The following is a 22363-nucleotide window of genomic DNA, read 5'->3' as shown; positions in this document are numbered from 1 at the left end:
AGCCTCGACCAGTTTTACTGGACTTCGTCGCGGCAGCCTAGCAGCAGAATAATCATGCGCACGGGACTACTCTAAACTGTTTTTCCGCTTTCTGGTAACCACCGGCCCGCATATTGAGCAGACAACTGCGGACCTTGGGTGGATTCCCGAGGAATAAAGGCACCTTCACCGGCCACTAAACGATCCCCAGCTTTCGGCAAATAGGAGGCACCGAAAATCTGCTTCATCAGTACCGTTACCCCCAAGTTAGCGAGTTTATCGACCGGCTGGTCTATTACGCTGATCGCCGGAGACATTACTGAAAACCAGGGAATATCATCGATTGCCGCTAATCCCAGGTCAGCACCTAGCTGCATTCCCATACTTTTGGCGATCATCAATACCCCCAGGGCGATCTGGTTAGAGGCACAGATAATAATATCGGGACGGTACAGTGCCAATAGCGCCCGGGCGGCACTAGCCGCAGACACTGCCTCGTGAGGGCAATATTCCACTTCTAGTTTCCCAAAACCACAGTTAGCTAAGGCTTCCTGGAGTTTTCCAGCGCGTCTTTGCTCCGATAAAGAAAACTCGGGTCCTGCCAGATAAGCGGGATGACGATACCCGGCAGCGCGTAGATGCTCTCCCAGGTCTTGCATTGCTCGCGAAGAATCAATCACTACCGAGGGGATCTTGGCTCCCGGAGCTTCCCGATCTAAAGCCACCATTGCCATTCCCTCGGGGGAATCCGGATGTTTCCATCCCGGTGATACCCGGGAGGGTGGTACCACTAGCAGCCCATCTACCCCCTGTTTCGCCAGTGCCCTAATCCCGTTTTCGTAACTCTCTCCGTCCTCATGTGCATTAGAGAGCACGAGGGAAGCTTTATGGGAATGCACCGCCCGCTCCACACAATGCGCCAGCATCGCATAAAACGGGTTCATCACGTCTCCTACCACCAACCCGATGGCTCCCGTACGCCCCGTGCGCATAGCCGCTGCTAACCGGTCTTTTTGATATCCCAGTTCTTCAGCGGCTGCCAACACTTTCTGCCTGGTATCGGCAGCTAAATGAGTATTCCCATTCAGGGCACGCGAAACGGTAGCAATCGAGACTCCCGCCGCCTTGGCCACGTCCCTAATGGTTGCCACTACTAAACGCCTCCTCGCGCCGAAACTTAACGTAAAAGATCCTAGCAGGAAAATTCCGATATGGGGAAACGTTTACAAGAATCCTTCCACACGCATTTTTACGGAAGCTAACAGCCGCCGAATAATAGCGAGTTATAGAACCTATCCCCATAGGAAGAGAGTTAGAATCCGAGACGTCCCAACATTTTAGTGTCTGACTGCCAATTCTTCGCCACCCGTACATGCAGATGCAATTGCACCGGTTGACCTAACAGTCTTTGAATCTGCCGTTTGGATTTTATCCGCACCCGCCGAATATGGCTGCCGCCCTTACCGATCAAAATTCCTTTTTGGGAATCGCGTTCCACGAACACGTTTACATGCACGTCTAGAGGCTTGGTTTCTTTTTGAGGTGAAGCGGCCTCGCCCTCCACAGTAGTAGCGGAAGGAGAAATCCCACTCTCGGAACCAGCTTCATCCTGCGCAGACTCCTCAGTGTCTTTATCTTTTTCCGGGGCACGGTGTGTACCGTACCCTAGCTGTGGTCCGCTGTCTTCCCCCTGATAGAGAATTTCTTCTACCTGCACCGCAATCGAGTGTGGCAGCTCTTCGCGTACCCCTTCTAAGGCGGCCTCGCGCACAAATTCCGCAATCAGTTTTTCTACCGATTCGTCACTTACTTGGTCGCGCGGATATAGAGGCGGAGAGGGCGGCAGATATTTAGCGATCTGATCCGCTAGTACCGACACTTCGCCCTGTTTGGCACTGACGGGGACAATCTCTTTCCAATCCCCCAGTTCACCTGCAGCTACCAGCGCGGCCACCATCCGTTCTTTGGAAACCAGATCCGCTTTGGTAACCGCCAAAATCACCGGGAGCTTAAGTTCTTTAAGTTCAGCTGCAATATAGCGATCCCCCGGACCGATCTTTTGATCCGCGGGCACGCAAAATACCACCGCATCTACATCTACCAAAGCTTCGCGCACCATATCGTTGAGGCGCTTACCCAGCAGCGTGCGGGGACGGTGCAGCCCGGGTGTATCCACCAACACGAGCTGGTAATCTTCCCCCTGAACTACTCCGCGCACGTTATGGCGGGTCGTTTCCGGACGCGAGGAAGTGATCGCTACCTTCTGCCCCACCAGCGCATTCGTTAGAGTAGATTTACCCACATTAGGGCGACCCACGATAGAAACAAATCCTGCGCGGTGCTCGCTAGGCGATTTTATCTCTTGTTCACTCATTCCTCGTCCGTTTCTTTATCTAGACGTTTTACCAATAGGGTATCCATTTGTCGGCGCCGGCCAGCTACTTCTTTTACCGTAATTTCCAGTCCCCTCGTTTGGGCATGTGATCCCAGCAGCGGCACTTTTCCTAAAGCTTTGGCGAGCAGTCCGCCAGCAGTATCCACTTCGTCATCATCTATTTCCAGATCTACCAGTTCAGCGAGGTCATCTAAACCTAAACGGGCGGGCACCAACCAAGTATCGGCACTGAGCTGCTCCGGTTCTTGCTCGGCACGGTCATGCTCATCGGTTACTTCGCCGACCAACTCTTCCAAAATATCTTCGATGGTCACCAGACCAACTGTGCCTCCCCATTCGTCCACCACTACCGCGATGTGAGGAGCATCGGCTTGCATCTGCCGCATCAAGTCATCAGCGAGCATCACTTCGGGGACAAAGAAGGCTTCGCGCATCATTTCAGGAACCGGATAATCCATCAGTTCGGGGCGAGAAAAACAACGCGAAATTACATCTTTGAGATAGAGGATGCCGCGCACATCATCAGCATCTTCACCCAGTACCGGGATCCGCGAAAAACCAGATTGAATGAAAACTTCGAAGGCCTCTCTGGCCAAGGTAGTGGTTTCTACCGCCACCATATCGGTACGCGGCACGATAATTTCGCGAACCAGAGTAGTCCCCAGCTCCAGAGCAGAACGCACGATTTGCCGATCTTCATCCTCGAAAGCTAGATTTTCTTCCTCGGCCATTTCATCGACCATTTCCCGGAAATCTTCCGCTATTTCGGCACGGGAAGCGGCCTCATCTGCCGGACCGAGGGGCGCTATCTTTTGTACTATCCATTCTATGGGGCGGTAAAGCACCGATACTTTCAGTCCGAAATTGACCATTTTGCTCAGCCACAAAGCGGTAGCTTCGGGACGGTAATGCCCTACTCGCATACCGGCAAAAGTAGCAAAGATTAGTAGTAGCGCCCCCAATACCAGGAGCGAGACTAGGAGCGCCACCCACCAAGTCAGACCAAATCCGACCATGGCCAAAGTCATGCAGGTAGCCGCTAATACCTGTGCAAACAGACGCCAAGACTGGCAGATAGCCACGGTATGTTCCCTATCTTCGAGTAGTAAGCGCACTAGCGACGCGCGGCGACGTCCCTCTTCAACCAGGTCTTGGGCACGGGCATGAGACAGGGTTTGAAAGGCTCCCAGAGCCGCTGCCCAGACGGCGTCTACCCCCACTAGCACGATGGCTAATGCCAGGAGCCCGGAGGCGGGTATCTGGGAGAACAACTTCAGCCCCGCTCCGCTAAGAAGGTCAGCAATAGCTTGCGCTGCAAAGCAAACATTTCTTTTTCTTCATCCTTTTCGGCGTGATCATAGCCCAAAAGATGCAAGATTCCATGCACCGTAAGCAGCAACATTTCTTCGGTGGAAGAGTGTCCGGCATTAGCTGCCTGGGTCTGGGCAACTTCCGGACAAATCACGATGTCTCCTAAGATCCCTGCCTCGGTGGGAGCATCCGCGCTTCCCGGACGCAGCTCGTCCATGGGAAAACTCATCACGTCGGTAGGGCCTTCTAGATCTAACCAGCGTTCATGCAGGGCGGCGATTGCATCTGGTTCCACGAAAATCAGGGATAATTCGGCGGAGGGAGATACATGCATAGCCTCCAGTACATAGGCGGCAAGTGCTTGGAATTCTTCCCCGTCGATTGGATATTCAGTTTCGTTTAATACCTCTACGCTCACCGGTATTTCTCCCCTTCCTCTGCCGTGTTCGCATGTCGCTCATAGGCATCAATAATCAGCCCTACCAGCTTATCGCGCACTACGTCCTCGCTGGTCAAATAGCAAAACTCGATATCTTTAACTCCAGTGAGGACGTTGCGAGCATCTTTAAGTCCCGAAAGTTTGCCCCGGGGTAGGTCGATTTGGGTAATATCGCCGGTCACTACCATAGTGGATCCCTCCCCTAGGCGGGTGAGGAACATTTTCATCTGCTGGGTGGTAGTGTTTTGGGCTTCATCTAGCACGATGAACGCATGCGAGATGGTACGTCCCCGCATATAGGCTAAGGGAGCCACCTCGATAGTTCCCGACTCTAATAGCTGGGCCAGTTCAGCCGGTTCCAACATTTCCCGCAAGGCATCATAAAGAGGACGCAGATAGGGATCGATCTTTTCGGTGAGGGTGCCGGGTAGGAAGCCGAGGGATTCACCGGCTTCTACGGCGGGACGGGTCAAAACTATGCGGGACACCGCCCCCGATTCTAAGGCTTCCACCGCTTTGGCCATGGCCAGGTAGGTTTTTCCGGTTCCGGCTGGCCCCACCCCAAAGACGATCCGATTATTGGCGATCGCCTCTAAATATTTTTGTTGCCCCGGGGTTTTTGCCCTAACCTGCCGGCGTTTGGTACGCAGTACCGGCAAGGTTTCTTGGGATGACATTAAGCTTAAGGCCTGCTGGACTGCCGCCGCAGATAAGGGATTACCGTGACGGGCAGCCGCAATCAATTCGGTCAGCAAATCAGCACCCATCCGCGCCTCACCAGGATTGCCTTGAAAAGTTACGATATTGCCGCGCGAGTTAATCCGTACCCCCGGCAGGTTATCTTGCATTGCCCGCAACACCTGGTCTCCGGGGCCAAATACCAACACCGGATCTAGATCTTCGGGCATTACCACCTGGGTTAGCTCATCGCTCATTTTAGAGTGCTTCCTTCCGGCCCCACAGGCCACTACAAAGTCCTAGCGCTGCCAAGGCAGCCGGTCCGGCACTTGAGGAACGTAATACCGTAGGTCCCAGCCGTGCAGTAATCGCGCCAGCTGCACAAAAATCAGCAGTTTCTTCTGGGCTCACCCCGCCCTCCGGCCCTACTATCAGGTGTATCATTTTCGCCGAGCTTACCTGCTCCCAAGCTTCGATAAGAGGGAGGGAAGAATCTGGGTCTAACAGTAGAAACTCTTCTTCGCTGCTCTTCGCGGCAATCGAATCTCGCAGTTGCCGCGAATCGGCCAGCGGATCCAGCTGCGGCCAGTTGGCGCGACGCGACTGTTTCGCAGCCGCTTGCAGCAGTGACTCCCACTTCTTGGCGCCCCGCTGCACTTTGGCTCCTTTCCACTGCACAATAGAGCGCCCTGCCGCCCAGGGGCGCACCCGGCTTATCCCTAACTCGACTGCCGACTCTACCGCCTGTTCATCACGCCCTCCTTTAGAAAGCGCCTGGATCAGCCCAAACTGGGTTCGCGGCAAAGATAGGTGCATTACCTGAAGTACTTTGTACTCTAAATAGTTTTTCTCGGTTGCGAGTATCTGGCAGCGCAGGCGCAATCCTTTAGCGTCAACCAGGTCGAGGGGGTCACCTATTCCTAGACGTAGGGAACCGACTGCGTGGGCGGCTTCTGCACCTTTAAGGGATCCGCGGTCCCCCTCCTGTAGGGCAGAAAGCGGCGGGCAGGATTCATCACCTAAAAATACCGGAAGAAACATTAGTGACCTGCAAATCGTTCCCGCAGACGAGAGAAGACTCCGCCGTCTTCTAGCAGCTCGGGCTCTACCCGATCTTCTTGTCGTAGCTGCGCCAACTGTTCAATCAGTTCCCGCTGGGCAGCATCCAGATTGGTAGGCACCTGCACCATAATGTTTACGATCAGGTCGCCGCGGCCTTCTCGCTGCAAGCGTCCTACCCCAAGACCAGGAAGACGAATCTGCTGACCGGGCTGGGTGCCAGCTGCGATAGTTATCTCTTGCGTGCCGTCGAAAGTATCCAGGTCAACTTGGGTCCCCAAAATAGCGGCCGTCATCGGCACCCGCAAGGTGGTCTCCAGGTTATCGCCCTGTCGGGAAAATACCTGATGGGCGCTTACTTTGATCTCTAAATACAAATCCCCGCTGGGACCGCCCCCCGGTCCTACTGCACCTTTGCCGCGCAGCTGCACCTTGTGCCCGGTTTGTACCCCGGCGGGAATCTCCACTTGCAAAGTAGAGGTGGTACGCACTCGTCCTTCCCCGGAGCATTCGGGGCAGGGGTCTGGGATAGTGGTACCATGACCGGCACACGCGCTACAGGGCACTGTGGATTGCATTTGCCCCAAGAAAGTGCGGGTAGAGCGGGTCACCGAGCCCCGACCGTTACAAACCTGGCAGGTACGCGGGGAAGTTCCCGGAGCGCAGCAGCTTCCCTCACAGGTAGGACACAGGACGGCGGTACGTACCTGTACCTGCTTCTTTACCCCAAAAACCGTTTCTTCTAAAGCGATTTCCAAACGCTGGCGCAGATCCTCGCCTCTTCGCCCCCGAGGAGTAGGGCCACCGCCCGTATCTCCTCCGAAAAAACTCTCGAAAATATCGGAGAACATCGAAAAGTCTCCCATACCGGAGCTAGCAAAACCGGATTCACCGCCCATATCGTAGCGGCGACGCTTCTCCGGATCAGAGAGGACTTCGTGTGCCATCGAGACCTCTTTGAAAGCCTCCTCTGACTGTGGCCCAGCTACGTCGGGATGCAACTTGCGTGCTTTCCGGCGGTACGCACGCCTAATCTCCGCTTCACTAGCGTCCCGGGAAACTCCTAGAATCTCGTAATAATCAGCCAAGGATCCTTTTTCCTCTTTCCTAATCTACCTGGTCATCATCCGCGATAAGTACCGCGAAACCGCCCGCACGATGCTCATCGCGCGCGGATAGTCCATTCTTTGCGGCCCCACTATCCCCACGTGGGCGACCCCGCTTTCTTTATCTCCATAGGCACCCGCCACGATGGAAGTCTCTGACAGGGAATGCTCCCCTGATTCCGAGCCAATCGTCACCGTAACCGGTGAGTCCTGTTGGTCGATCTCCGAGAATAACCGCAGCAAAGTTACCTGTTCTTCGAGGGCATCCAAGATAGAGCCAATCGAACTGGAAAACTCCGGGCTAGAACGCACCAAGTTTCCCGCACCCACCATCACGATCCTCTCGGTTCGTTCCCCGGTAAGCGCCTCGCGAATAATCGGCAGTACCTGCGAGATCACTTCGAGCTGTTCGGGGCGGGCTCCTGCCATTAAAACCGGTTCCACTTGGGATATTTGCGATTCTTCCATCCCCTCTAAAGTGGAGTTTAGGAGTATCGCTAAAGAGCGAACGCTTGCTGAATCTAGCTCATAGCGGGTATCGATAGTAGCTTGCTGCACCCGGGCGCTATTGGTAATCACGATTACTAACAGTTTGAACTCGGCAACGGGGATTAACTCGACATGACGCAGACCGCTGCGTTCAAAATGTGGATACTGCACCACCGCTAATTGCCGAGTCAACTGAGCTAAAACTCTAACGGTGCGTTCGACCACTTCATCAAAATCAGCAGCGCCTAACACGAAAGTCTCAAGTGCGCGGCGTTGCGCGTCGGTAATCGGGCTGAGCTCCGAAATCCGGTCTACGAAGGCGCGATATCCCTTTTCGGTGGGTACCCGCCCCGCAGAAGTATGCGGCTGATACAGATAGCCTTTTTCCTCCAGCACCGACATGTCGTTGCGAACCGTGGCCGGGGATACCCGCAGGTCATGCCGATCTACCAACGCCTTAGAGCCTACAGGTTCACCGGTCTCCACATAGTCGGTGACGATAGCTCTTAACACGTCGTCGCGCCGGATACTTGCCTGGCTCATATCTCCTCACTGTCCTGGAAAACCATAGCGCTAAATCCCATTTAAAACTTTTTCAGCACTCGGCCACCTCGACTGCTAACTCTACCTTGATTGGCAGCTACTTATTAACCCGGAACCGGTGATTCGCGCAAAGCTAAAGACAATGCCGCTTACTTCTGAGCCTTAGCTAAGACCTGCACCATGGCTAACGCCGCCTGCACGGCCTCGTAACCTTTATCTTCGTGAGAGGATTCCAGACCGGCCCTGTCCAGGGCTTGCTCTACGTTATCGCAGGTAAGCAAACCAAACCCTAGGGGAATAGCGGACTCAACCGATACTTTGGTAAGGCCGTAAGTCGCCGCATCGCACACATAGTCAAAATGCGGAGTACCCCCGCGAATAACTACCCCCAGGCAAACCAGGGCGTCAGCTTTCCCGCTTTCGGCATAGGCTTTAGCGGCCAGAGGAAGCTCAAAAGAGCCCGGAACCCGCACCACTTCAAAGTCCGCCTTCGCGTTCTGACAGGCACGTTTAGCCCCGGCGATGAGCCCCTCCATCACTTGCTCATGCCAATGGGTAGCAATAATCACTACTTTCTTACCTGCAGCTAAAGTGTGCAGGTCCGGAACTCCCGCTCCAGCCATTTTTCCTCCTCAGTACCGGTCGATTGTTTTTAGGGCGCCGCAGCTATTTCTTAGCCGCGAAATTGTCGAGATTGTGGAAGGTATGCCCCAGTCGCTGTTTAGTGCGTAAATATTCAATATTGTGAGGATCGATCCCTACTTCTAGCGGCACGGTTTCCTCTACTTGAATCCCATCTTGACTCAGCAGCGCCTTTTGCGGATTGTTCGTCAACAAACGGATAGCAGTCATTTTTAGATCCCGTAAAATCGCCGCGGCTGCGCCGTATTCACGCAGGTCAACTGGCCACCCCAAATCAAGATTGGCCTGCGCGGTATCGCGTCCTTGGTCCTGCAGCGCATAGGCTTTAATTTTTTCACTTAGTCCAATCCCGCGTCCTTCTTGTCCGCGCAGATAAATAATCGCGCCGCCCTCGGCTGCTACTTGTCTCATCGCTTGCTGTAACTGCGGCCCGCAATCACAACGCAACGAACCGAAAGACTCCCCGGTCAGACATTCGGAATGCACTCGCACCAGCGCGGTCGACTCGGGAGTCTTTTCGGAAATCAGAGCCATATGTACTGTCCCCAATTCGGAATCCTGATAGGCACGTACCGTGAAATCCCCATACCTTGTCGGCAATTTCGCGCTGGCGATCTGGGTAACCCGGGCAATCGCTTCTACATCTGCCGGGGATTTGACCTGGGATAAAAATTCTTTCAGCTCTGCAACCGTGATTAGTTCCAGGTCGAACTTTTCGGCGATTGCCGGGCAGTCCTGATAGCGAACCATAGAACCGTCGTCGTGCACCATTTCCCCGATCGCCGCTACCGGAACCAAATCAGCTAGATTCATTAGATCTACGGCGGCTTCGGTGTGTCCCGCACGAGTAAATATCCCGCCACCGCGCGCCCGCAGCGGCAGAATATGGCCCGGACGTACCAAATCTTCACTGCTGGCATCAGGATTGGCTAAAGCCCGCAAAGTGGTACGCCGGTCCGCAGCCGAGATTCCGGTGGTTACCCCCTCGGCAGCATCACAGGAAACGGTATAGCAAGTGCGTAGCTGGTCTTGATTGGCCGGCCATTGAATCGGCAATCCTAGCAAATCCGCACGTTCGGCCGGCATGGGGGCACAAATATAACCCGAGGTGTAACGCACCATCCACCCCATCCACTCGGAGGTAACTTCTTGGGCGCTGACAATCGCATCGACCTCGTTTTCGCGGTCTTTGGAATCCGCAACCAGAACGGGTTTGCCTGCCCGCAGTGCCGCGCTGACCCGCTCAAATAACTGCACCAAGTCACTCATTGGTTTTACTAGCCTCCAGTAAACGTTCCACGTATTTCGCTATCTGATCAGTCTCTAGGTTAACTAGGGAACCAACCTTTAGCGTCCCTAAAGTTGTGTGGTCCCGGGTGACGGGAATAATCGCCACCCTAAAGTAATCGGCACCCACCGCGGTTACGGTCAAGGACACTCCGTCAATCGCAATCGATCCCTTGCGGGCAATCTGGGAAAGTAGCGAGGACGGAGCCGAAATCTGCAGCTCCAACCAGCGCTCTCCTTCTTCTAGCGAAGTTACCGTGCCGGTGCCGTCTATATGCCCGGCGACCAGATGTCCCCCTAGGCGATCCGTAGGCAGGAGGGCGCGCTCCAGATTAAGCGGGTCACCTACTTTCTTTTGCCCCAAGGTGGTGAGCTTTACGGTTTCCGGCATCGCGTAAGCGAAAAAAGCATCGTCTTCTATCCGGGTCACGGTCAAGCAAATCCCGGAAGTAGCCACGGATTCTCCCGGGGTTAGTTGGGAGGCAAAACTGCAAGCGACCCCGATTTCGAGATCTTGTTCTTGCTGCTTTAGAAACTTGATGCGGCCTACCTCTGTGATTAGTCCGGTAAACATGCTGCCCCTTCCTTTTCTAACGCCAAGAAAACATCTCCCCCTAGCTCTTTAACCTTTCGCAAACTAAAATCTCGCGAGCCGTTCAAAGAGGTAATCCCCAAGTCCCCTATGCCTTTGCGTCCCGCCCCTAACAACCGCGGAGCGAGATAAATATGCAGTTCATCGACCAGGCCAGCCTTTAGTGCCGCGGTTACCAAGGTAGGTCCACCCTCCAGGAGCGCAAAAATCTCTCCTCGCTGATAGCAGCTTTCAAGTACCGCTTTCAGGTCATGGGTGCGAGCCTGTTCCGCTTTTCCCGCCAGGTAAAAATCTGCGGGAATCTCGCGCCTACCAATTATCAGGGGACGCGGCTGATGCGGGAGTTGCCGCCCATCAGTTAGACGCGCGGACAGCTGCGGATTATCGGCAATGACAGTGCCGGTGCCGGCAATAATTACATCGACACCGGAGCGAATGCGGTGTGCGTAGGCTCGCGAAAGTCGGTTGGTAATCCACTGACTAGACCCGTCCTTAGCGACGCAATACCCGTCCAGAGTCTGTGCTACTTTCGCGATCGTCCAGGGGCGGCCGCGCTTTATGGCCTGCACCCAGTGGGCGCTAACTGCCCGGGCCTTAGCGAGGACGTTTTCCTCAATCCCTACTTCGCTGGCAGGCTGGGCATTAATCCCTTCGCTTCTTAAATATTCCCCGCCACCAGCAGCTTTCGGATTAGGGTCATCGGCTGCCCAAATAACATTCTTGATCCCCGCTTCAATCAGGGCGCGGGTACAGGGAGGAGTTTTACCGCTATGGTTGCAGGGCTCCAAGGTGACTACGGCGGTTAGCGGAGCCGATCCGGTATCCTCTTTCAAGTTTGCGAGGGCGTCTACTTCGGCGTGGGCACTTCCAGCTCCCCGGTGATATCCCACCGAGATAATCCGACCGGCAGGAGAAAGAATAGCGCAGCCCACCTGGGGATTTCCCCCGGTTCGCGGACCTTGGAGGGCAGCTTTGCTGGCGGCCGCGAGAGCGTGAGTAAGCGCAGCCTTAGGGGGCATTGAAAGCGCCAACAAAAATCCTCCTCGTTTAGAGCGTGTTCCGAGGAGGCTTGGGCGCGCGCAGACGCCAGGTAGGCATAACTGCCCGTGCTGCCTTCCATCCGGACTATAACCGTCGGTACCGGAATTTCACCGGTTCAGCCGCCCATAGTGGGCGGGTCGCGGACTTTACCGCCGGTTCGGATTTTCACCGACCCCGGAGCACCCGTTTATTATGCCACATTTTGACTCGATTCGCTCAGCGCGCGAGGGCGCTCTGCATTTGCGATAATGAGAGTTGAACCCAGGACAGGAGCTTTCTATGATCCCGAATTATCGTTTTGGTAGCGAAGAGTTACCGGTACAGGCCGGCCGTTACCTGCTAGTTGTTTCTCCCCTCTGCCCCTATTGCCGCCGGGTGACCATTGCGCGACGGCTCTTAGGTTTAGAGGCTGCAATCGGGGTGCGTTACGCTACCGGCTCCGGTCCCGATGGTTTCGAATTTATTCGGGATGGTTATTCCTATGACCCGCTGCTGATGGTGCGTTCGGCACGCGAACTATATCGCCGCCAGCCCACTTTTGAGCCTGATGATCCGCAAACCGTACCGGTGATTCTAGATTCCCAGCGTGATAACCAGATTGTGGCCACCGAGTCCGCTGATATGCTGCTAGATTTTTGCACCGCTTGGAAACCTTTCAGTCATTTTGAAGCCCCGGATCTGTACCCAAAGAATGAGCGGGCAAAACTCGATGCTCTCGATACCTGGCTAAATAAACAGCTGGTGGCACCTTCCTGGGCGGTTTCTCACGGTGAAGCCGACGGACAAACCCAGCGGAACTTTTCGCTGACTTTGGAGCGCCTGGAGGATATGTTACGGGAAAATCCGTTCCTTACTGGCCAGCAGCCCATCGAAAGCGATATTCGCGCTTTTGTGGTTTTCCAAGTGCTTTCTTCTGCGGATCCCCAGATTTTGAGTGATTTCGAGGCGATTAGCGAGTATCTTTCACGCCTAAGCCAGTTGCCAGCGTGGGTGAGCCCGGAAGAGGCAGCGGCCCTGGATCCTAACTATTCCGGGAGCGGCGAATCTGAAGACTCTAGCGGGGCGGTAGCCTGTAGCGCCTGAAGTTTCCCCTATAGTAAGGGCGTGTTTGATCGCTACGGAAAAGACGTCCTCGCTAATGATGATTGGCGGAAGCTCCCGGCTTCCCGTCCGGTGGCTGCTACCCGCGGCCTGGTAGTTGAGGACGTGATGACCGGTTTTGTAGGCGCCGTGTTGCGCTGCTATAAAGCCGGCGGCATGTATTTGGTGGAATTAGAGGATCGCCGCGGAAAAGTGCGAGCTTTCCCCCTAGGAGCCGGTTTTTGGATTGACGGGAAACCGGTAGAACTACGGGCTCCCGCCCCGGCAGCCAAAAACGATCAGGCTCCTAAACTGGTGAGCGGTCGTGCCGCCACTAACTCCGGTTCGCGGCGCGCGCCGCAGCAGGATAAACGGCGAGCCCGGGTAGCGCGGGCTTCTCGGATTTGGGTAGAAGGACGCCACGACGCGGAACTGGTAGAGCACGTTTGGGGTGACGACCTGCGAGAGCTGGGGGTGGTAGTTGAGATCCTGGACGGGGTGGATCATCTGCAGGAGCGGCTGGCAGAGTTTGCTCCTACCCCGCAGGAAAGAATCGGCGCCTTGGTGGATCACCTGGTTGCCGGCTCTAAAGAGTCGCGTATCACCCAGCAGTGCATTGACACTTTTGGAGAGGACGCAGTCGCGATTGCGGGACACCCCTTCGTGGACGTATGGCAGGCCGTAAAACCGCAACGCTTGGGGTTATCCGCCTGGCCGGAGGTACCCCGGGGCACGGATATCAAAGTTGGCAGTCTGCAAGCGTTAGGCTTACCGGCAGCAAACCAGGCGGATATCGCTCAAGGCTGGAAACATATTCTGCGGAAAGTCCGCGACTGGCGAGATCTGGAACCGGGTCTTTTAGGGCCGGTCGAGTCCCTAATCGATTTCGTTACCGCCGCCGGCACCCGCTAGCTACCAGCCCAGCAGCTGGCCGGTAACATAGTCCGCCATTAAACGTCCCCGCAAAGTTAGGATCGCTTCGCCGCGACCTGCTGCCTCCTTTTCAAGATATCCCGCTGCCACTAGCGCCGGTAACTGGGCTCGTTCTTCTGCACGCAAGCTTTTTACTCCCGCCGCGGTACGCAGCCCCAACATAACCCGCTCCAGTTCCCGACTGGCCGCAGCGACCACCTCCCCGTCTTGAACTGGGAGGTCACCCGCGGCTACGCGGCTCGCGTAGCCGCGGGGATGTTTTTGATTCCACCAGCGCACCTGGCCGAGATGAGAATGGGCGCCCGGCCCAATCCCCCACCAATTCCAGTCCCGCCAATAAGCCAGGTTGTGCCGCGATGCATTCGCCAAATAAGTAGCATCCGGAATCTGTGGGCTAGGAAGCTTTTCGCCCTCTTGCCGCCTAGCCCAGTTGGAGATCTCGTACCATTTAAAACCCGCCGCTTTTAGCAGCGAGTCCGCCATTTCATATTTTTCCGCCTGGCTATCGGGATCGATCGGAGACAGCTTTCCGTGATCGACTAGGGCGTGCATTTTGGTGCCGGGCTCAATCACCAAAGAGTAGACACTAATATGGTCAACTTCTAAGGCCAAGGCTGCCTGCAACGAGGCTTCCCAATCCGCTAAAGACTCCCCGGGAGTCCCGTAAATCAAATCCAGGGACACCGCGAGGCCAGCGCCACGCAAAGCCGCTACTGCCTGGGGAAGATTTTCCGGGCAATGAGTCCGCTCCAAAGTGGCCAATACCTGCGGCACCGCCGATTGCATTCCCAGGGACACGCGGGTGAATCCACTGGCTGCTAGTTCCTGCGCTACCTGCGCAGTTATCGTGTCCGGATTAGCTTCAATCGAAACCTCGGCGCCCGGAGCTATCCCCCAGGTGGACTCAACTTCCTCCAAGATTGCCCGCAGCGCCCGCACGCTGAGCAGGGTGGGGGTACCGCCTCCGAAATAAACTGAGGACGCTGGCGGGGGAACTAGCTTTTCCTGACGCAAAAACTGAGCAGCCAGCGCTAGCTCACGGCGAGCCGAATCATGGTAGCTTGCCCGGTCAGCGCCAGCTCCAAAACCGTTCACATAGGTATTGAAATCACAGTACCCGCAGCGCACCCGGCAAAAAGGCACATGAATATAGACCGCAAAGCCGGCTGCCTGCTGCCTTAAATCAGCGTGCGCCGCGCCCTCCCCCGCTACTGGAGAAAGCTGCGAGCGCCCGCCCTCATTAGCTGCGGAAAAAAGCTCTGTTAGCTTGGCGGTGCCGCTCACGAAAGCCGCTGCGCCACCAGGTCAAATACTTCGCGTCCCGCATCGATGGCGCGCCGTTCAAACTTGGTCATCACGCGCCCTTCCCAGCGGGGTGCAAAACCGCCACGCCCCGGATCCGGGTCTTCCTCATGGGGATTAACTCCGGCATAAGGATTTTCGAAATAGGGGGAATCCTCAATCACGTCCCGCATCTGGAAGGCATAATCCGACCAGTCGGTGGCCAGGCGCCACACTCCCCCGGGGCGCAGTACTCGCGCCACCGTTTCCGCAAACTCGGCCTGCACTAGGCGCCGTTTATGGTGCTTGGTTTTGCGCCAGGGATCCGGGAAGAAAGTCCAGACTTCATCGAGAGAGCCTTCCGGGAACAGAATCGGTAATGCCTGAGCCGCGTCAGCCTCGATAATCCGCAGGTTATCCACCCCAGCTTTAACCGCTTTCGACACGGTTTGCGCCACTCCCGGGCGGTAAACTTCGAACCCGATATAGTCGCGATCTGGATGAGATACCGCCGCCGACACAATCTGATCGCCATTACCCGTACCAATTTCCAGACGCACTACTGCTTTGCGATCGAAAAGCCGTTTAAACGATAGGGGCTTCGCGTCCTCGGCCACCGCGGTATGTCCAGCTCCAGTAGGTACCGGTACCACATAGTCACCGGCATGGGCGTCCCAAGTATGTTGCAAAGAATCACTAAGCTGACGTGCCCGGGAGACAAAAGACTTCGACCTGGCCAGATAGCGGCCTTCCGGAGATGACAGGTCAAAATCGGACGTTTCCCCTCCGGCTTCACTCGCCGCCAGTTCTGCCTCCGAACCCTGGTTTTCTGCAGCTTCCTTGCGCTCAGATAGTTCTTCACTCATGATTTACCCCTTTCCCGTGGGAGTATCTTGGGTTATAGCATCAATGAAAGCCGAGTTCGGGATTTCCACCGCGCCCACTGCTTTCATTCGTTTCTTTCCTGCCTTTTGTTTTTCCAAAAGTTTGCGTTTACGGGAAATATCCCCGCCATAGCATTTCGCCAACATATCCTTACGCAGCGCCCGAATAGTCTGCCGGGCAATAATCCGCGATCCCACTGCTGCCTGTACGGGAATCTCAAACTGCTGACGGGGAATCAAATCTTTTAGCCGCCGCGTCATTTTATCTCCATACGCATAGGCCGCATCGCGATGCACAATGGCGCTAAACGCATCCACGCCCTCGCCGTTTAATAAAATATCGACTTTCACCAGGTCAGCTGATTGGGTACCCGCCTCGTGATAATCCAGGGAAGCAAATCCTCGCGTCCGGGATTTCAGCTGGTCAAAAAAGTCAAACACGATCTCCGCTAACGGCAAACGATAATGCATCTCTACCCGGTCAGAGGATAGATACTCCATTTTCCCTAGGGTGCCCCGCCTGCCTTGGCAAAGCTCCATGATTCGTCCTACGTAATCGTTAGGGGTCAAAACGGTGGCTTCCACTACCGGTTCTTGTACGTCCAAGACTTTCCCATCCGGATATTCGGAAGGATTAGTCACTTCTAGTTCCGTGCCGTCCTCTTGAGTGACCTGATAAATCACCGAGGGCGCAGTGGCGATAATCGACAGTCCCGCCTCCCGCTCTAAGCGTTCCTTCACGATCTCTAGGTGCAGCAGCCCCAAAAACCCGCAGCGAAAACCAAACCCCAAAGCCACAGAGGTTTCAGGTTCAAAAGTAATCGCCGCATCATTTAACTGCAGCCGATCCAATGCCTCTCGCAGATCCGGGAAATCGTCCCCATCTACCGGATAGATCCCCGAATAAACCATGGGTTTAGGTTCCTGATAGCCAGGCAGAATCTCACTGGCGGGATCCTTGGCACTGGTTACCGTGTCGCCAACTTTAGATAGCCGCACGTCCTTAGCACCAGTAATCAAATATCCAACTTCGCCCGGCCCGAGCCCGGCGGCTGGGGTAGGCTCCGGAGAAATAACCCCAATCTCTAACAGCTCATGCTCAGAACCAGTGGACATCATTCTTACCCGCTGACCCTTTTGGAGACTGCCATCCATCATCCGCACATAGGTCACTACTCCGCGGTAAGTGTCGTAGATGGAATCAAAAATCAGGGCACGCGGTGCCTTACTGCTGGACTGAGGCGCCGGAACCTCCGCTACGATCCGATCCAGGAGCTCTGGCACTCCTTCGCCGGTTTTGGCGGAAACCCGCAGGCAATCCTCGGGAGAACCTCCCAGCAGTCCTGCGATTTCCTCCGCGCAGCGATCTGGTTGCGCCGCCGGAAGATCAATCTTGTTAAGAACCGGAATAATTACCAGGTCGTGTTCCATCGCCAAGTACAGGTTAGCCAGGGTTTGCGCTTCAATCCCCTGCGAAGAATCGATTAGCAGAATCGCCCCTTCGCAAGCAGCTAGGGAGCGGGAAACCTCATAGGAAAAGTCCACGTGGCCGGGGGTGTCAATCATATTCAGCACATAGTGGGTATCCCCCACCTGCCAAGGCATTCGCACTGCCTGGGACTTAATAGTGATACCCCGTTCGCGTTCAATATCCATTCGATCCAGATATTGTTCACGCATTTCTCGTTCCGAGACCACCCCGGTGTCCCCCAACATCCGATCAGCCAGCGTAGACTTGCCGTGATCAATATGGGCGATGATACAAAAATTACGAATCCGCTGGGGATCCGTGTTACCGGGGGCAATCCCTAAATCCCGCTCGCTGTTAGCCAATACTATTATCTTCCTATTAAAATCCCGCTGTGTTCTCGGCGTTATCCTATTGCTTTAACTCCCCAAACCCTAACTGCGAGGGCGTGGCTTACGCCGCGTACGGATGCGCGTAGTTGACTTTGCTGCAGAGTCTGCTTGTTCACTAGCAGCATCGGATTTATCTGCCGTTTTTGCCTCCGGTTTTGGTTTAGCGGCTGCTTTCGTGGGAGTCTTCTCCGCGGTTTTTCTGGCGGCAGGTTTCTTAGCAGCAGTGCTCTTCCTAGCTGCCGGCTTTTTAGCAGGCGCTGCTTTTGAGGCAGTAGCTCTCTTTGCCGGGGTATCCTCACTAGCGGTAGCTGCTTTCGCAGAACTAGCGGCAGAGTTCTTTAGCGCTGGCTTCTTTCTTTCACTGCGATGCACCGGCCCGTACACTGCCGAGCGATTCCGCGTCCCACCAGGTCGAGGTACCGGTTTTCCCTCCGGTTCCTCCTCGAAGATTTCTACCACTTCTGGTTCCGGACTGGGAGATGTTGGCTCCGCAGCTTCTACTTCCCCATCTTTTGGCAGTATCGGCAAGCCCCAAGCTTCAGCCACCAGCTCCAAAGAATGAATGCGTACCTCGGGGTCGTAAGCGTGAGTAACGGTGATGATCTCATCCACCAGGTATTTGCGGGAAACCCAATCCATCTTTTCGACTACTTGCTCGGGGGTACCGACCGCGGAAATAGAGGGCAGCGCCCGCACCCGATCGGCCAAGTTTTCACCCAAAGTCGCATCCAGGTCATCGGTGGGCGGGGTGAGCGTGCCCGGCCGTCCGGAAAGCACATTCCCCTGTACCTGGTAGGTAGTAGTGAATTGGTACTTTGCTTCCGCTTCGTCCTCGTTGCACATTACATTCATGCCCATCATCACTACCGGATGATCCACCATGGCAGTCGGGGCGTTGGCGTTAAACTCCCGACGGTATATCTCTACCGCCTCATCAATGTTATAAGGAGCGAAGTGGCCGGCGAACACATAGGGCATCCCCAGGTCAGCTGCAACTTTTGCGCCTGCAGAGGACGAAGACAACATCCACATAGGGATGCAGGTGCCTTCCCCTGGAATGGCACGTACCCGGGTGTAGGGGCGATCCACACCGATAACTTCAATCCCGAGAATCGAGGCTTCGGCACCCGAAACTACCCCGGAGTGCACCACTGATTTTTGATCTGAAAGATAGCTGGCGAGTTCTTCTAGATCTTCCTCGAAATAGGCGGGCTCACTGGAGCCGCGATGCAGCGCCCGCGCCGTAGCCGGATCGGTACCGGGAGCCCGTCCTAGCCCCAGGTCAACGCGCCCCTCGTAAATAGTGTGCAAAGTTCCGTAAGTTTCCGCTACCGTAAGCGGAGCCCAGTTAGGTAGCATCACCCCGCCGGCGCCTACCCGCAGACGAGTAGTGTTTTCCAGGGCGCGAGTGATTATTACCGAAGAAGCTGAACACATGAAAACTTGCGAACCGTGGTGCTCTGCTACCCACAGGCGGGTATAACCCAAGCGGTCAGCGTTCTTCGCTAGATTTAGCGAAGTGTCCAGGGCTTCTTTCCGGGTCATGCCGGTAGAAAGCGGCGCCAACTCCAAAATGTTCAAAGGAACCCGCCCATTGGCCAATTTGGCAGCGGGAATTGGATTAGGTACCAATTTATTCCTTTCCTCAACACCCCTCACGGGACAATATTCCTCTTCTTTAAGGTTACGCTAATTGTGTCCAAAGCGGGGGACAGAACCACTAACCTCTAGAATGAAAAATAAAAAACCGCGCTAAACATCGGAATACTTAGGACTTAGTGACTTTAGGAGCGGCAGAAACCAGATGGCAACAGCAGAAGGCAACCAGGGGGAAGCGGACGCAACCGCTAACCTCGGTTCGGTACGCGCCGACATTTGGGTGTGGTCAGTGCGGAAGTATAAAACTCGTTCGGCAGCCGCTAAAGCTTGTAAAGCTGGCCACGTAAAAATCAATGGGAAAAGTGCTAAAGCCTCTTCGCCGGTGCGTCTCGGAGACCAAGTAGTGGTGCGGATCGGAGGCTTCGACCACATATTGCAGGTCAAGCAGTTATTGGAACGGCGGGTTAGCTATCCCCTAGCGCGTTTAGCATACGAAGATTTAACTCCCGAGCGGCTTCCGAAGCTGTATTTACCTTCCCTGCCGCGCCGGGAAGCTGGCTCTGGGAGACCCACGAAGAAAGAACGTCGTCAACTAGACCGGCTCCGAGGGCGTAGCCCCAACCAGGGTCGCCGCTAGCGGTGATCTTCTGGCAGCTAGCCCCGACGAAGTCTTCTAGCTGAGGCGCGGGCTTTATCAAACTAGTAACTGGGGGCAAACTTTTCCGAGGCAGACTCGAGAGCATTCACCGGGGGCGCTCGGGGTGAAAGCAACTATTACGAGGCGGCCATAGGAGTGAACTTGGTTACCACCACCGAATTATTTAGCATCTAGGGCTTCGCGCCTGCTAAACTGATTCGCAGACTTTAGCCCCGGTCGGCTTTAGTCTTGCCGGTTTCTTGCCAGCGTGCCCCACACGCCAGTCCGAATCCGGCTCAGCCCTCTGGACCGCATATTGGATACTCATAGAGAGTGAAACATTGGCAAATATTAAGTCTCAGAAGAAGCGTATTCGTACGAATGAAAAGCGCCGCTTGCGCAACCGCTCGGTAAAGTCCGAGCTCAAAACGCTGGTACGTCGTACCCGCGAAGCGGTGGCTGCTGGCGATGCCCAGCTAGCCGAGTCTGAATTGCGTGTGGCCAGCCAGAAACTGGATCGTGCCGCGCAAAAGAAGATTATTCACCGCAACCAGGCGGCTAACCGCAAGTCGAAGCTGGCGAAGCTAGTTAACTCCATGGAGAAGTAACTCTTCAAGAGCATTTGGCACCAGGCCAGAGGCTCCGCAATAGAGTCTTACCTGAAAAATATCTCACCGCATGCGGTGAGATATTTTTTTATTTCCAACCCGGATGGCTACATCCTCTGCGGGTAGGATCACGGGCGCTTAGGGTGGATCCGGGGAACCATCAGTGGGCTAAGTCCCGTAGAACTTCCCCCCCCCGAGAACGCTCCTCTGGAGACGGACACAGCCCCAAATATCCGCAGCTAGTTCCGGTCACTGACGATTTCCTGGAGTAAATACTCTACTGCTACCGGAAGTAGTAACTTCTCGACCTCTATACTGAAACCATGGGAAACACCGAAACCGCTTATTTTGCAATGGGTTGCTTTTGGGGAGCAGAACGTCTTTTCTCAGGATTGGGCGGGGTGCAGCAAACCGAAGTCGGCTATATGGGAGGACACCTAGAACACCCCAGTTACCAGCAGGTTTGCACTGACACTACCGGTCATGCGGAAACAGTGCGTGTGGATTTCGACCCGGAACAAATCAGTTACCACCAACTGTTAGAGGTATTTTTCTCCCACCACAACCCCACTACTCGTAATCGGCAAGGCGCCGATGTGGGTTCCCAATACCGTTCCCAGCTTTTTCCCACTACTTCGGATCAAGAGCATACAGCTCTAAGAGTGCTTTCAGAGTTTAAAAACCAAATCTTAGACCTCTACGGAGCCGAGCCAGTCACCGAGATCTCTGCTGCCACCCAGCTTCCCATCTTTTACCCGGCTGAGGACTACCATCAACGTTATCTAGAGAAAAACCCGTTCGGATACTGCTCGATTAAAGATAATGGACTAATGAAATGCAACTAGGAAATCTGCAGGTAGAAGTAATTTTAGCTGATATTACTACCCTGGAGGTAGACGCAATCGTAAACGCGGCTAACACTTCCCTTTTGGGAGGAGGCGGCGTGGATGGAGCTATTCACCGCGCGGCCGGCCCCGGTCTGCTCCAAGAATGCCGCACCCTGGGCGGAGCTCGTACCGGGGAGGCCAAAATCACCGGCGGCTATAACCTGCCTGCCAAGCATGTGATTCATACTCCTGGCCCGGTTTGGCATGGCGGAGGTAGCCGAGAAGCCGAGCTTCTGGCGGCCTGTTGGCGCAACTGTCTGCATCTAGCCGCGGAGAACCATTGTCACTCCATTGCCTTCCCCTCGATTTCAACCGGGGTATACCGCTTTCCCATTGACCAGGCCGCCACGATTGCAATGGCAGAAATCAAAGACTTTTCTAGTTTCCCCTCCACTTTAAAATCGGTTACGATCTGCTGTTTTAGTCGGAAAGACCAGCAGGTTTATCAACAGGCACTGTCGGCATTGGAAGGATAAGTATGGCGCTTTGGATCTTACTGGGAGTTATTGTCGGGATCGTCGCCGGTTGGACAATTTTACGTTACCGGCGTAGTCACAATAGTGAAGCCGCCAAGAAAATCCTGGGGGAAGCCTTTAACGAGTGTATCCCCCAGGATCAGCGTTCTTTTTACGAGTGTGAACCTGATTTTTCCTCTATAGCAGTAGCCGGAATCGGCAAAACTGCCAGTTTTAAGACCTTCTCCAGCTTGCTACGGAAACTGGGAGCTTCCGACATGGTGATTGCGCGTTTGCTATCTCCGGTGGCTGACCCCACCCAGCTACGCAGCGCTACTTTCGGACAGTTTGACCTCTACTGGTTGGCGGTTTCTGGCGAAGGACTGCAGGCCATGGTGCGTCCGCGTTCCAAAAAAGGATCGGTTCCCAACCCCACTCCCCCCCCAAGAAGAACTAGAGCGCTAAAGTAGCTAGCTAAATGCGCGGGAGAGAGATTTTATCCGAGTAGGCGCGGTGGGCCCAAGAATTCGGAAAACGTAGCGACGTTTTCCGAATTCTTGGGCGGGAGGAAAAATCTC

At 55.0% G+C, this 22363-nt stretch carries 23 protein-coding genes and 1 riboswitch; of the genes, 7 read left to right on the top strand and 16 right to left on the bottom strand.

All coding sequences use genetic code 11. The features are described from left to right. Positions 1 to 71 precede the first annotated feature (71 nt). The 12 genes from F605_RS10255 to ribD form a co-directional block, all read right to left on the bottom strand. Positions 72 to 1130, bottom strand: coding sequence for a LacI family DNA-binding transcriptional regulator (locus F605_RS10255; protein ID WP_022865043.1), 1059 nt, complete (start codon positions 1128 to 1130; stop codon positions 72 to 74). A gap of 161 nt (positions 1131 to 1291) precedes the next feature. Next, positions 1292 to 2353: a GTPase Era gene (era, locus tag F605_RS11545; RefSeq protein WP_022865042.1), complete on the bottom strand. Its 1062-nt coding sequence runs from the start codon at positions 2351 to 2353 to the stop codon at positions 1292 to 1294. Beyond that, positions 2350 to 3645 carry a hemolysin family protein gene (locus tag F605_RS0106245; protein WP_022865041.1) on the bottom strand — a complete coding sequence of 432 codons (1296 nt, stop codon included), beginning with the start codon at positions 3643 to 3645 and terminating at the stop codon, positions 2350 to 2352. Before F605_RS0106245 ends, era begins: the two co-directional genes overlap by 4 nt. Positions 3646 to 3647: 2 nt before the next feature. Then, positions 3648 to 4103, bottom strand: a complete 456-nt coding sequence (gene ybeY / locus F605_RS0106240) for an rRNA maturation RNase YbeY (RefSeq protein ID WP_022865040.1) — start codon at positions 4101 to 4103, stop codon at positions 3648 to 3650. Beyond that, entirely contained in the window at positions 4100 to 5059 is a 960-nt protein-coding gene (locus tag F605_RS10245; RefSeq protein ID WP_022865039.1) for a PhoH family protein, read from the bottom strand. Before F605_RS10245 ends, ybeY begins: the two co-directional genes overlap by 4 nt. Position 5060: 1 nt before the next feature. After that, positions 5061 to 5843, bottom strand: a complete 783-nt coding sequence (locus F605_RS0106230) for a 16S rRNA (uracil(1498)-N(3))-methyltransferase (RefSeq protein ID WP_022865038.1) — start codon at positions 5841 to 5843, stop codon at positions 5061 to 5063. Continuing rightward, entirely contained in the window at positions 5843 to 6949 is a 1107-nt protein-coding gene (gene dnaJ, locus F605_RS0106225) for a molecular chaperone DnaJ (RefSeq protein WP_022865037.1), read from the bottom strand. The genes F605_RS0106230 and dnaJ overlap by 1 nt, the downstream gene beginning before the upstream one ends. Before the next feature lie 24 nt (positions 6950 to 6973). After that, a complete protein-coding gene (gene hrcA / locus F605_RS0106220) occupies positions 6974 to 7999 on the bottom strand; it encodes a heat-inducible transcriptional repressor HrcA (protein ID WP_022865036.1) in 1026 nt (341 codons plus the stop codon). Positions 8000 to 8148: 149 nt separating this feature from the next. After that, positions 8149 to 8622, bottom strand: a complete 474-nt coding sequence (gene ribH / locus F605_RS0106215; protein ID WP_022865035.1) for a 6,7-dimethyl-8-ribityllumazine synthase — start codon at positions 8620 to 8622, stop codon at positions 8149 to 8151. A 43-nt stretch (positions 8623 to 8665) separates the two neighbouring features. Beyond that, a complete protein-coding gene (locus F605_RS0106210) occupies positions 8666 to 9910 on the bottom strand; it encodes a bifunctional 3,4-dihydroxy-2-butanone-4-phosphate synthase/GTP cyclohydrolase II (protein ID WP_022865034.1) in 1245 nt (414 codons plus the stop codon). Then, positions 9903 to 10502, bottom strand: coding sequence for a riboflavin synthase (locus F605_RS10240; RefSeq protein ID WP_022865033.1), 600 nt, complete (start codon positions 10500 to 10502; stop codon positions 9903 to 9905). The genes F605_RS0106210 and F605_RS10240 overlap by 8 nt, the downstream gene beginning before the upstream one ends. After that, the gene (ribD, locus tag F605_RS0106200; protein ID WP_156005309.1) at positions 10487 to 11554 is read right to left on the bottom strand and encodes a bifunctional diaminohydroxyphosphoribosylaminopyrimidine deaminase/5-amino-6-(5-phosphoribosylamino)uracil reductase RibD; all 1068 of its coding nucleotides are present in this window, start codon (positions 11552 to 11554) and stop codon (positions 10487 to 10489) included. Before ribD ends, F605_RS10240 begins: the two co-directional genes overlap by 16 nt. Before the next feature lie 70 nt (positions 11555 to 11624). Continuing rightward, a riboswitch (FMN riboswitch) is annotated at positions 11625 to 11746 on the bottom strand. Positions 11747 to 11840: 94 nt separating this feature from the next. Between ribD and F605_RS11055 the strand changes: the two genes are divergently transcribed. Beyond that, a complete protein-coding gene (locus tag F605_RS11055) occupies positions 11841 to 12644 on the top strand; it encodes a glutathione S-transferase family protein (RefSeq protein WP_051132125.1) in 804 nt (267 codons plus the stop codon). Between the two features lie 21 nt (positions 12645 to 12665). Continuing rightward, the gene (locus tag F605_RS0106190; RefSeq protein WP_022865030.1) at positions 12666 to 13553 is read left to right on the top strand and encodes a DUF3097 family protein; all 888 of its coding nucleotides are present in this window, start codon (positions 12666 to 12668) and stop codon (positions 13551 to 13553) included. Here F605_RS0106190 and hemW read toward each other — a convergent pair whose 3' ends face one another. From hemW to F605_RS10225, 4 genes are all read right to left on the bottom strand, one after another. Continuing rightward, entirely contained in the window at positions 13554 to 14858 is a 1305-nt protein-coding gene (gene hemW, locus F605_RS10230) for a radical SAM family heme chaperone HemW (protein ID WP_022865029.1), read from the bottom strand. Then, entirely contained in the window at positions 14855 to 15721 is an 867-nt protein-coding gene (trmB, locus tag F605_RS0106180; RefSeq protein WP_022865028.1) for a tRNA (guanosine(46)-N7)-methyltransferase TrmB, read from the bottom strand. Before trmB ends, hemW begins: the two co-directional genes overlap by 4 nt. 3 nt (positions 15722 to 15724) lie before the next feature. Further along, positions 15725 to 17572, bottom strand: a complete 1848-nt coding sequence (lepA, locus tag F605_RS0106175; protein WP_022865027.1) for a translation elongation factor 4 — start codon at positions 17570 to 17572, stop codon at positions 15725 to 15727. A gap of 69 nt (positions 17573 to 17641) precedes the next feature. Beyond that, positions 17642 to 19231 (bottom strand): LLM class flavin-dependent oxidoreductase, encoded by a 1590-nt coding sequence (locus F605_RS10225; RefSeq protein WP_022865026.1) that lies wholly within the window; start codon positions 19229 to 19231, stop codon positions 17642 to 17644. Positions 19232 to 19403: 172 nt separating this feature from the next. Between F605_RS10225 and F605_RS0106165 the strand changes: the two genes are divergently transcribed. The 5 genes from F605_RS0106165 (at position 19404) to F605_RS0106145 (ending at position 22255) form a co-directional block, all read left to right on the top strand. Beyond that, complete coding sequence (locus tag F605_RS0106165; RefSeq protein WP_022865025.1) at positions 19404 to 19835, top strand: RNA-binding S4 domain-containing protein; 432 nt, start codon at positions 19404 to 19406, stop codon at positions 19833 to 19835. 341 nt (positions 19836 to 20176) lie between these two features. Beyond that, positions 20177 to 20443 (top strand): 30S ribosomal protein S20, encoded by a 267-nt coding sequence (rpsT, locus tag F605_RS0106160; RefSeq protein WP_022865024.1) that lies wholly within the window; start codon positions 20177 to 20179, stop codon positions 20441 to 20443. A gap of 323 nt (positions 20444 to 20766) precedes the next feature. Then, positions 20767 to 21288, top strand: coding sequence for a peptide-methionine (S)-S-oxide reductase MsrA (msrA, locus tag F605_RS10220; protein WP_022865023.1), 522 nt, complete (start codon positions 20767 to 20769; stop codon positions 21286 to 21288). Next, positions 21279 to 21806 (top strand): O-acetyl-ADP-ribose deacetylase, encoded by a 528-nt coding sequence (locus F605_RS0106150; RefSeq protein WP_022865022.1) that lies wholly within the window; start codon positions 21279 to 21281, stop codon positions 21804 to 21806. The genes msrA and F605_RS0106150 overlap by 10 nt, the downstream gene beginning before the upstream one ends. Before the next feature lie 2 nt (positions 21807 to 21808). After that, the gene (locus F605_RS0106145; protein ID WP_022865021.1) at positions 21809 to 22255 is read left to right on the top strand and encodes a hypothetical protein; all 447 of its coding nucleotides are present in this window, start codon (positions 21809 to 21811) and stop codon (positions 22253 to 22255) included. Positions 22256 to 22363: the final 108 nt, after the last annotated feature.

The sequence above is a fragment of the Varibaculum cambriense DSM 15806 genome, assembly GCF_000420065.1.
Lineage (GTDB): Bacteria > Actinomycetota > Actinomycetes > Actinomycetales > Actinomycetaceae > Varibaculum > Varibaculum cambriense.
This window is presented reverse-complemented; position numbering and strand designations above follow the sequence as displayed.

Excerpts from the sequence above, each read along its gene's own strand:
- F605_RS0106230 (WP_022865038.1), bottom strand. The coding sequence starts at position 5,843 with ATGTTTCTTCCGGTATTTTTAGGTGATGAATCCTGCCCGCCGCTTTCT.
- F605_RS0106150 (WP_022865022.1), top strand. The coding sequence starts at position 21,279 with ATGCAACTAGGAAATCTGCAGGTAGAAGTAATTTTAGCTGATATTACT.
- F605_RS0106145 (WP_022865021.1), top strand. The coding sequence starts at position 21,809 with ATGGCGCTTTGGATCTTACTGGGAGTTATTGTCGGGATCGTCGCCGGT.
- F605_RS0106210 (WP_022865034.1), bottom strand. The coding sequence starts at position 9,910 with ATGAGTGACTTGGTGCAGTTATTTGAGCGGGTCAGCGCGGCACTGCGG.
- F605_RS10240 (WP_022865033.1), bottom strand. The coding sequence starts at position 10,502 with ATGTTTACCGGACTAATCACAGAGGTAGGCCGCATCAAGTTTCTAAAG.
- hrcA (WP_022865036.1), bottom strand. The coding sequence starts at position 7,999 with ATGAGCCAGGCAAGTATCCGGCGCGACGACGTGTTAAGAGCTATCGTC.
- msrA (WP_022865023.1), top strand. The coding sequence starts at position 20,767 with ATGGGAAACACCGAAACCGCTTATTTTGCAATGGGTTGCTTTTGGGGA.
- F605_RS0106165 (WP_022865025.1), top strand. The coding sequence starts at position 19,404 with ATGGCAACAGCAGAAGGCAACCAGGGGGAAGCGGACGCAACCGCTAAC.
- ribH (WP_022865035.1), bottom strand. The coding sequence starts at position 8,622 with ATGGCTGGAGCGGGAGTTCCGGACCTGCACACTTTAGCTGCAGGTAAG.
- F605_RS10245 (WP_022865039.1), bottom strand. The coding sequence starts at position 5,059 with ATGAGCGATGAGCTAACCCAGGTGGTAATGCCCGAAGATCTAGATCCG.
- trmB (WP_022865028.1), bottom strand. The coding sequence starts at position 15,721 with ATGAGTGAAGAACTATCTGAGCGCAAGGAAGCTGCAGAAAACCAGGGT.
- F605_RS11055 (WP_051132125.1), top strand. The coding sequence starts at position 11,841 with ATGATCCCGAATTATCGTTTTGGTAGCGAAGAGTTACCGGTACAGGCC.
- era (WP_022865042.1), bottom strand. The coding sequence starts at position 2,353 with ATGAGTGAACAAGAGATAAAATCGCCTAGCGAGCACCGCGCAGGATTT.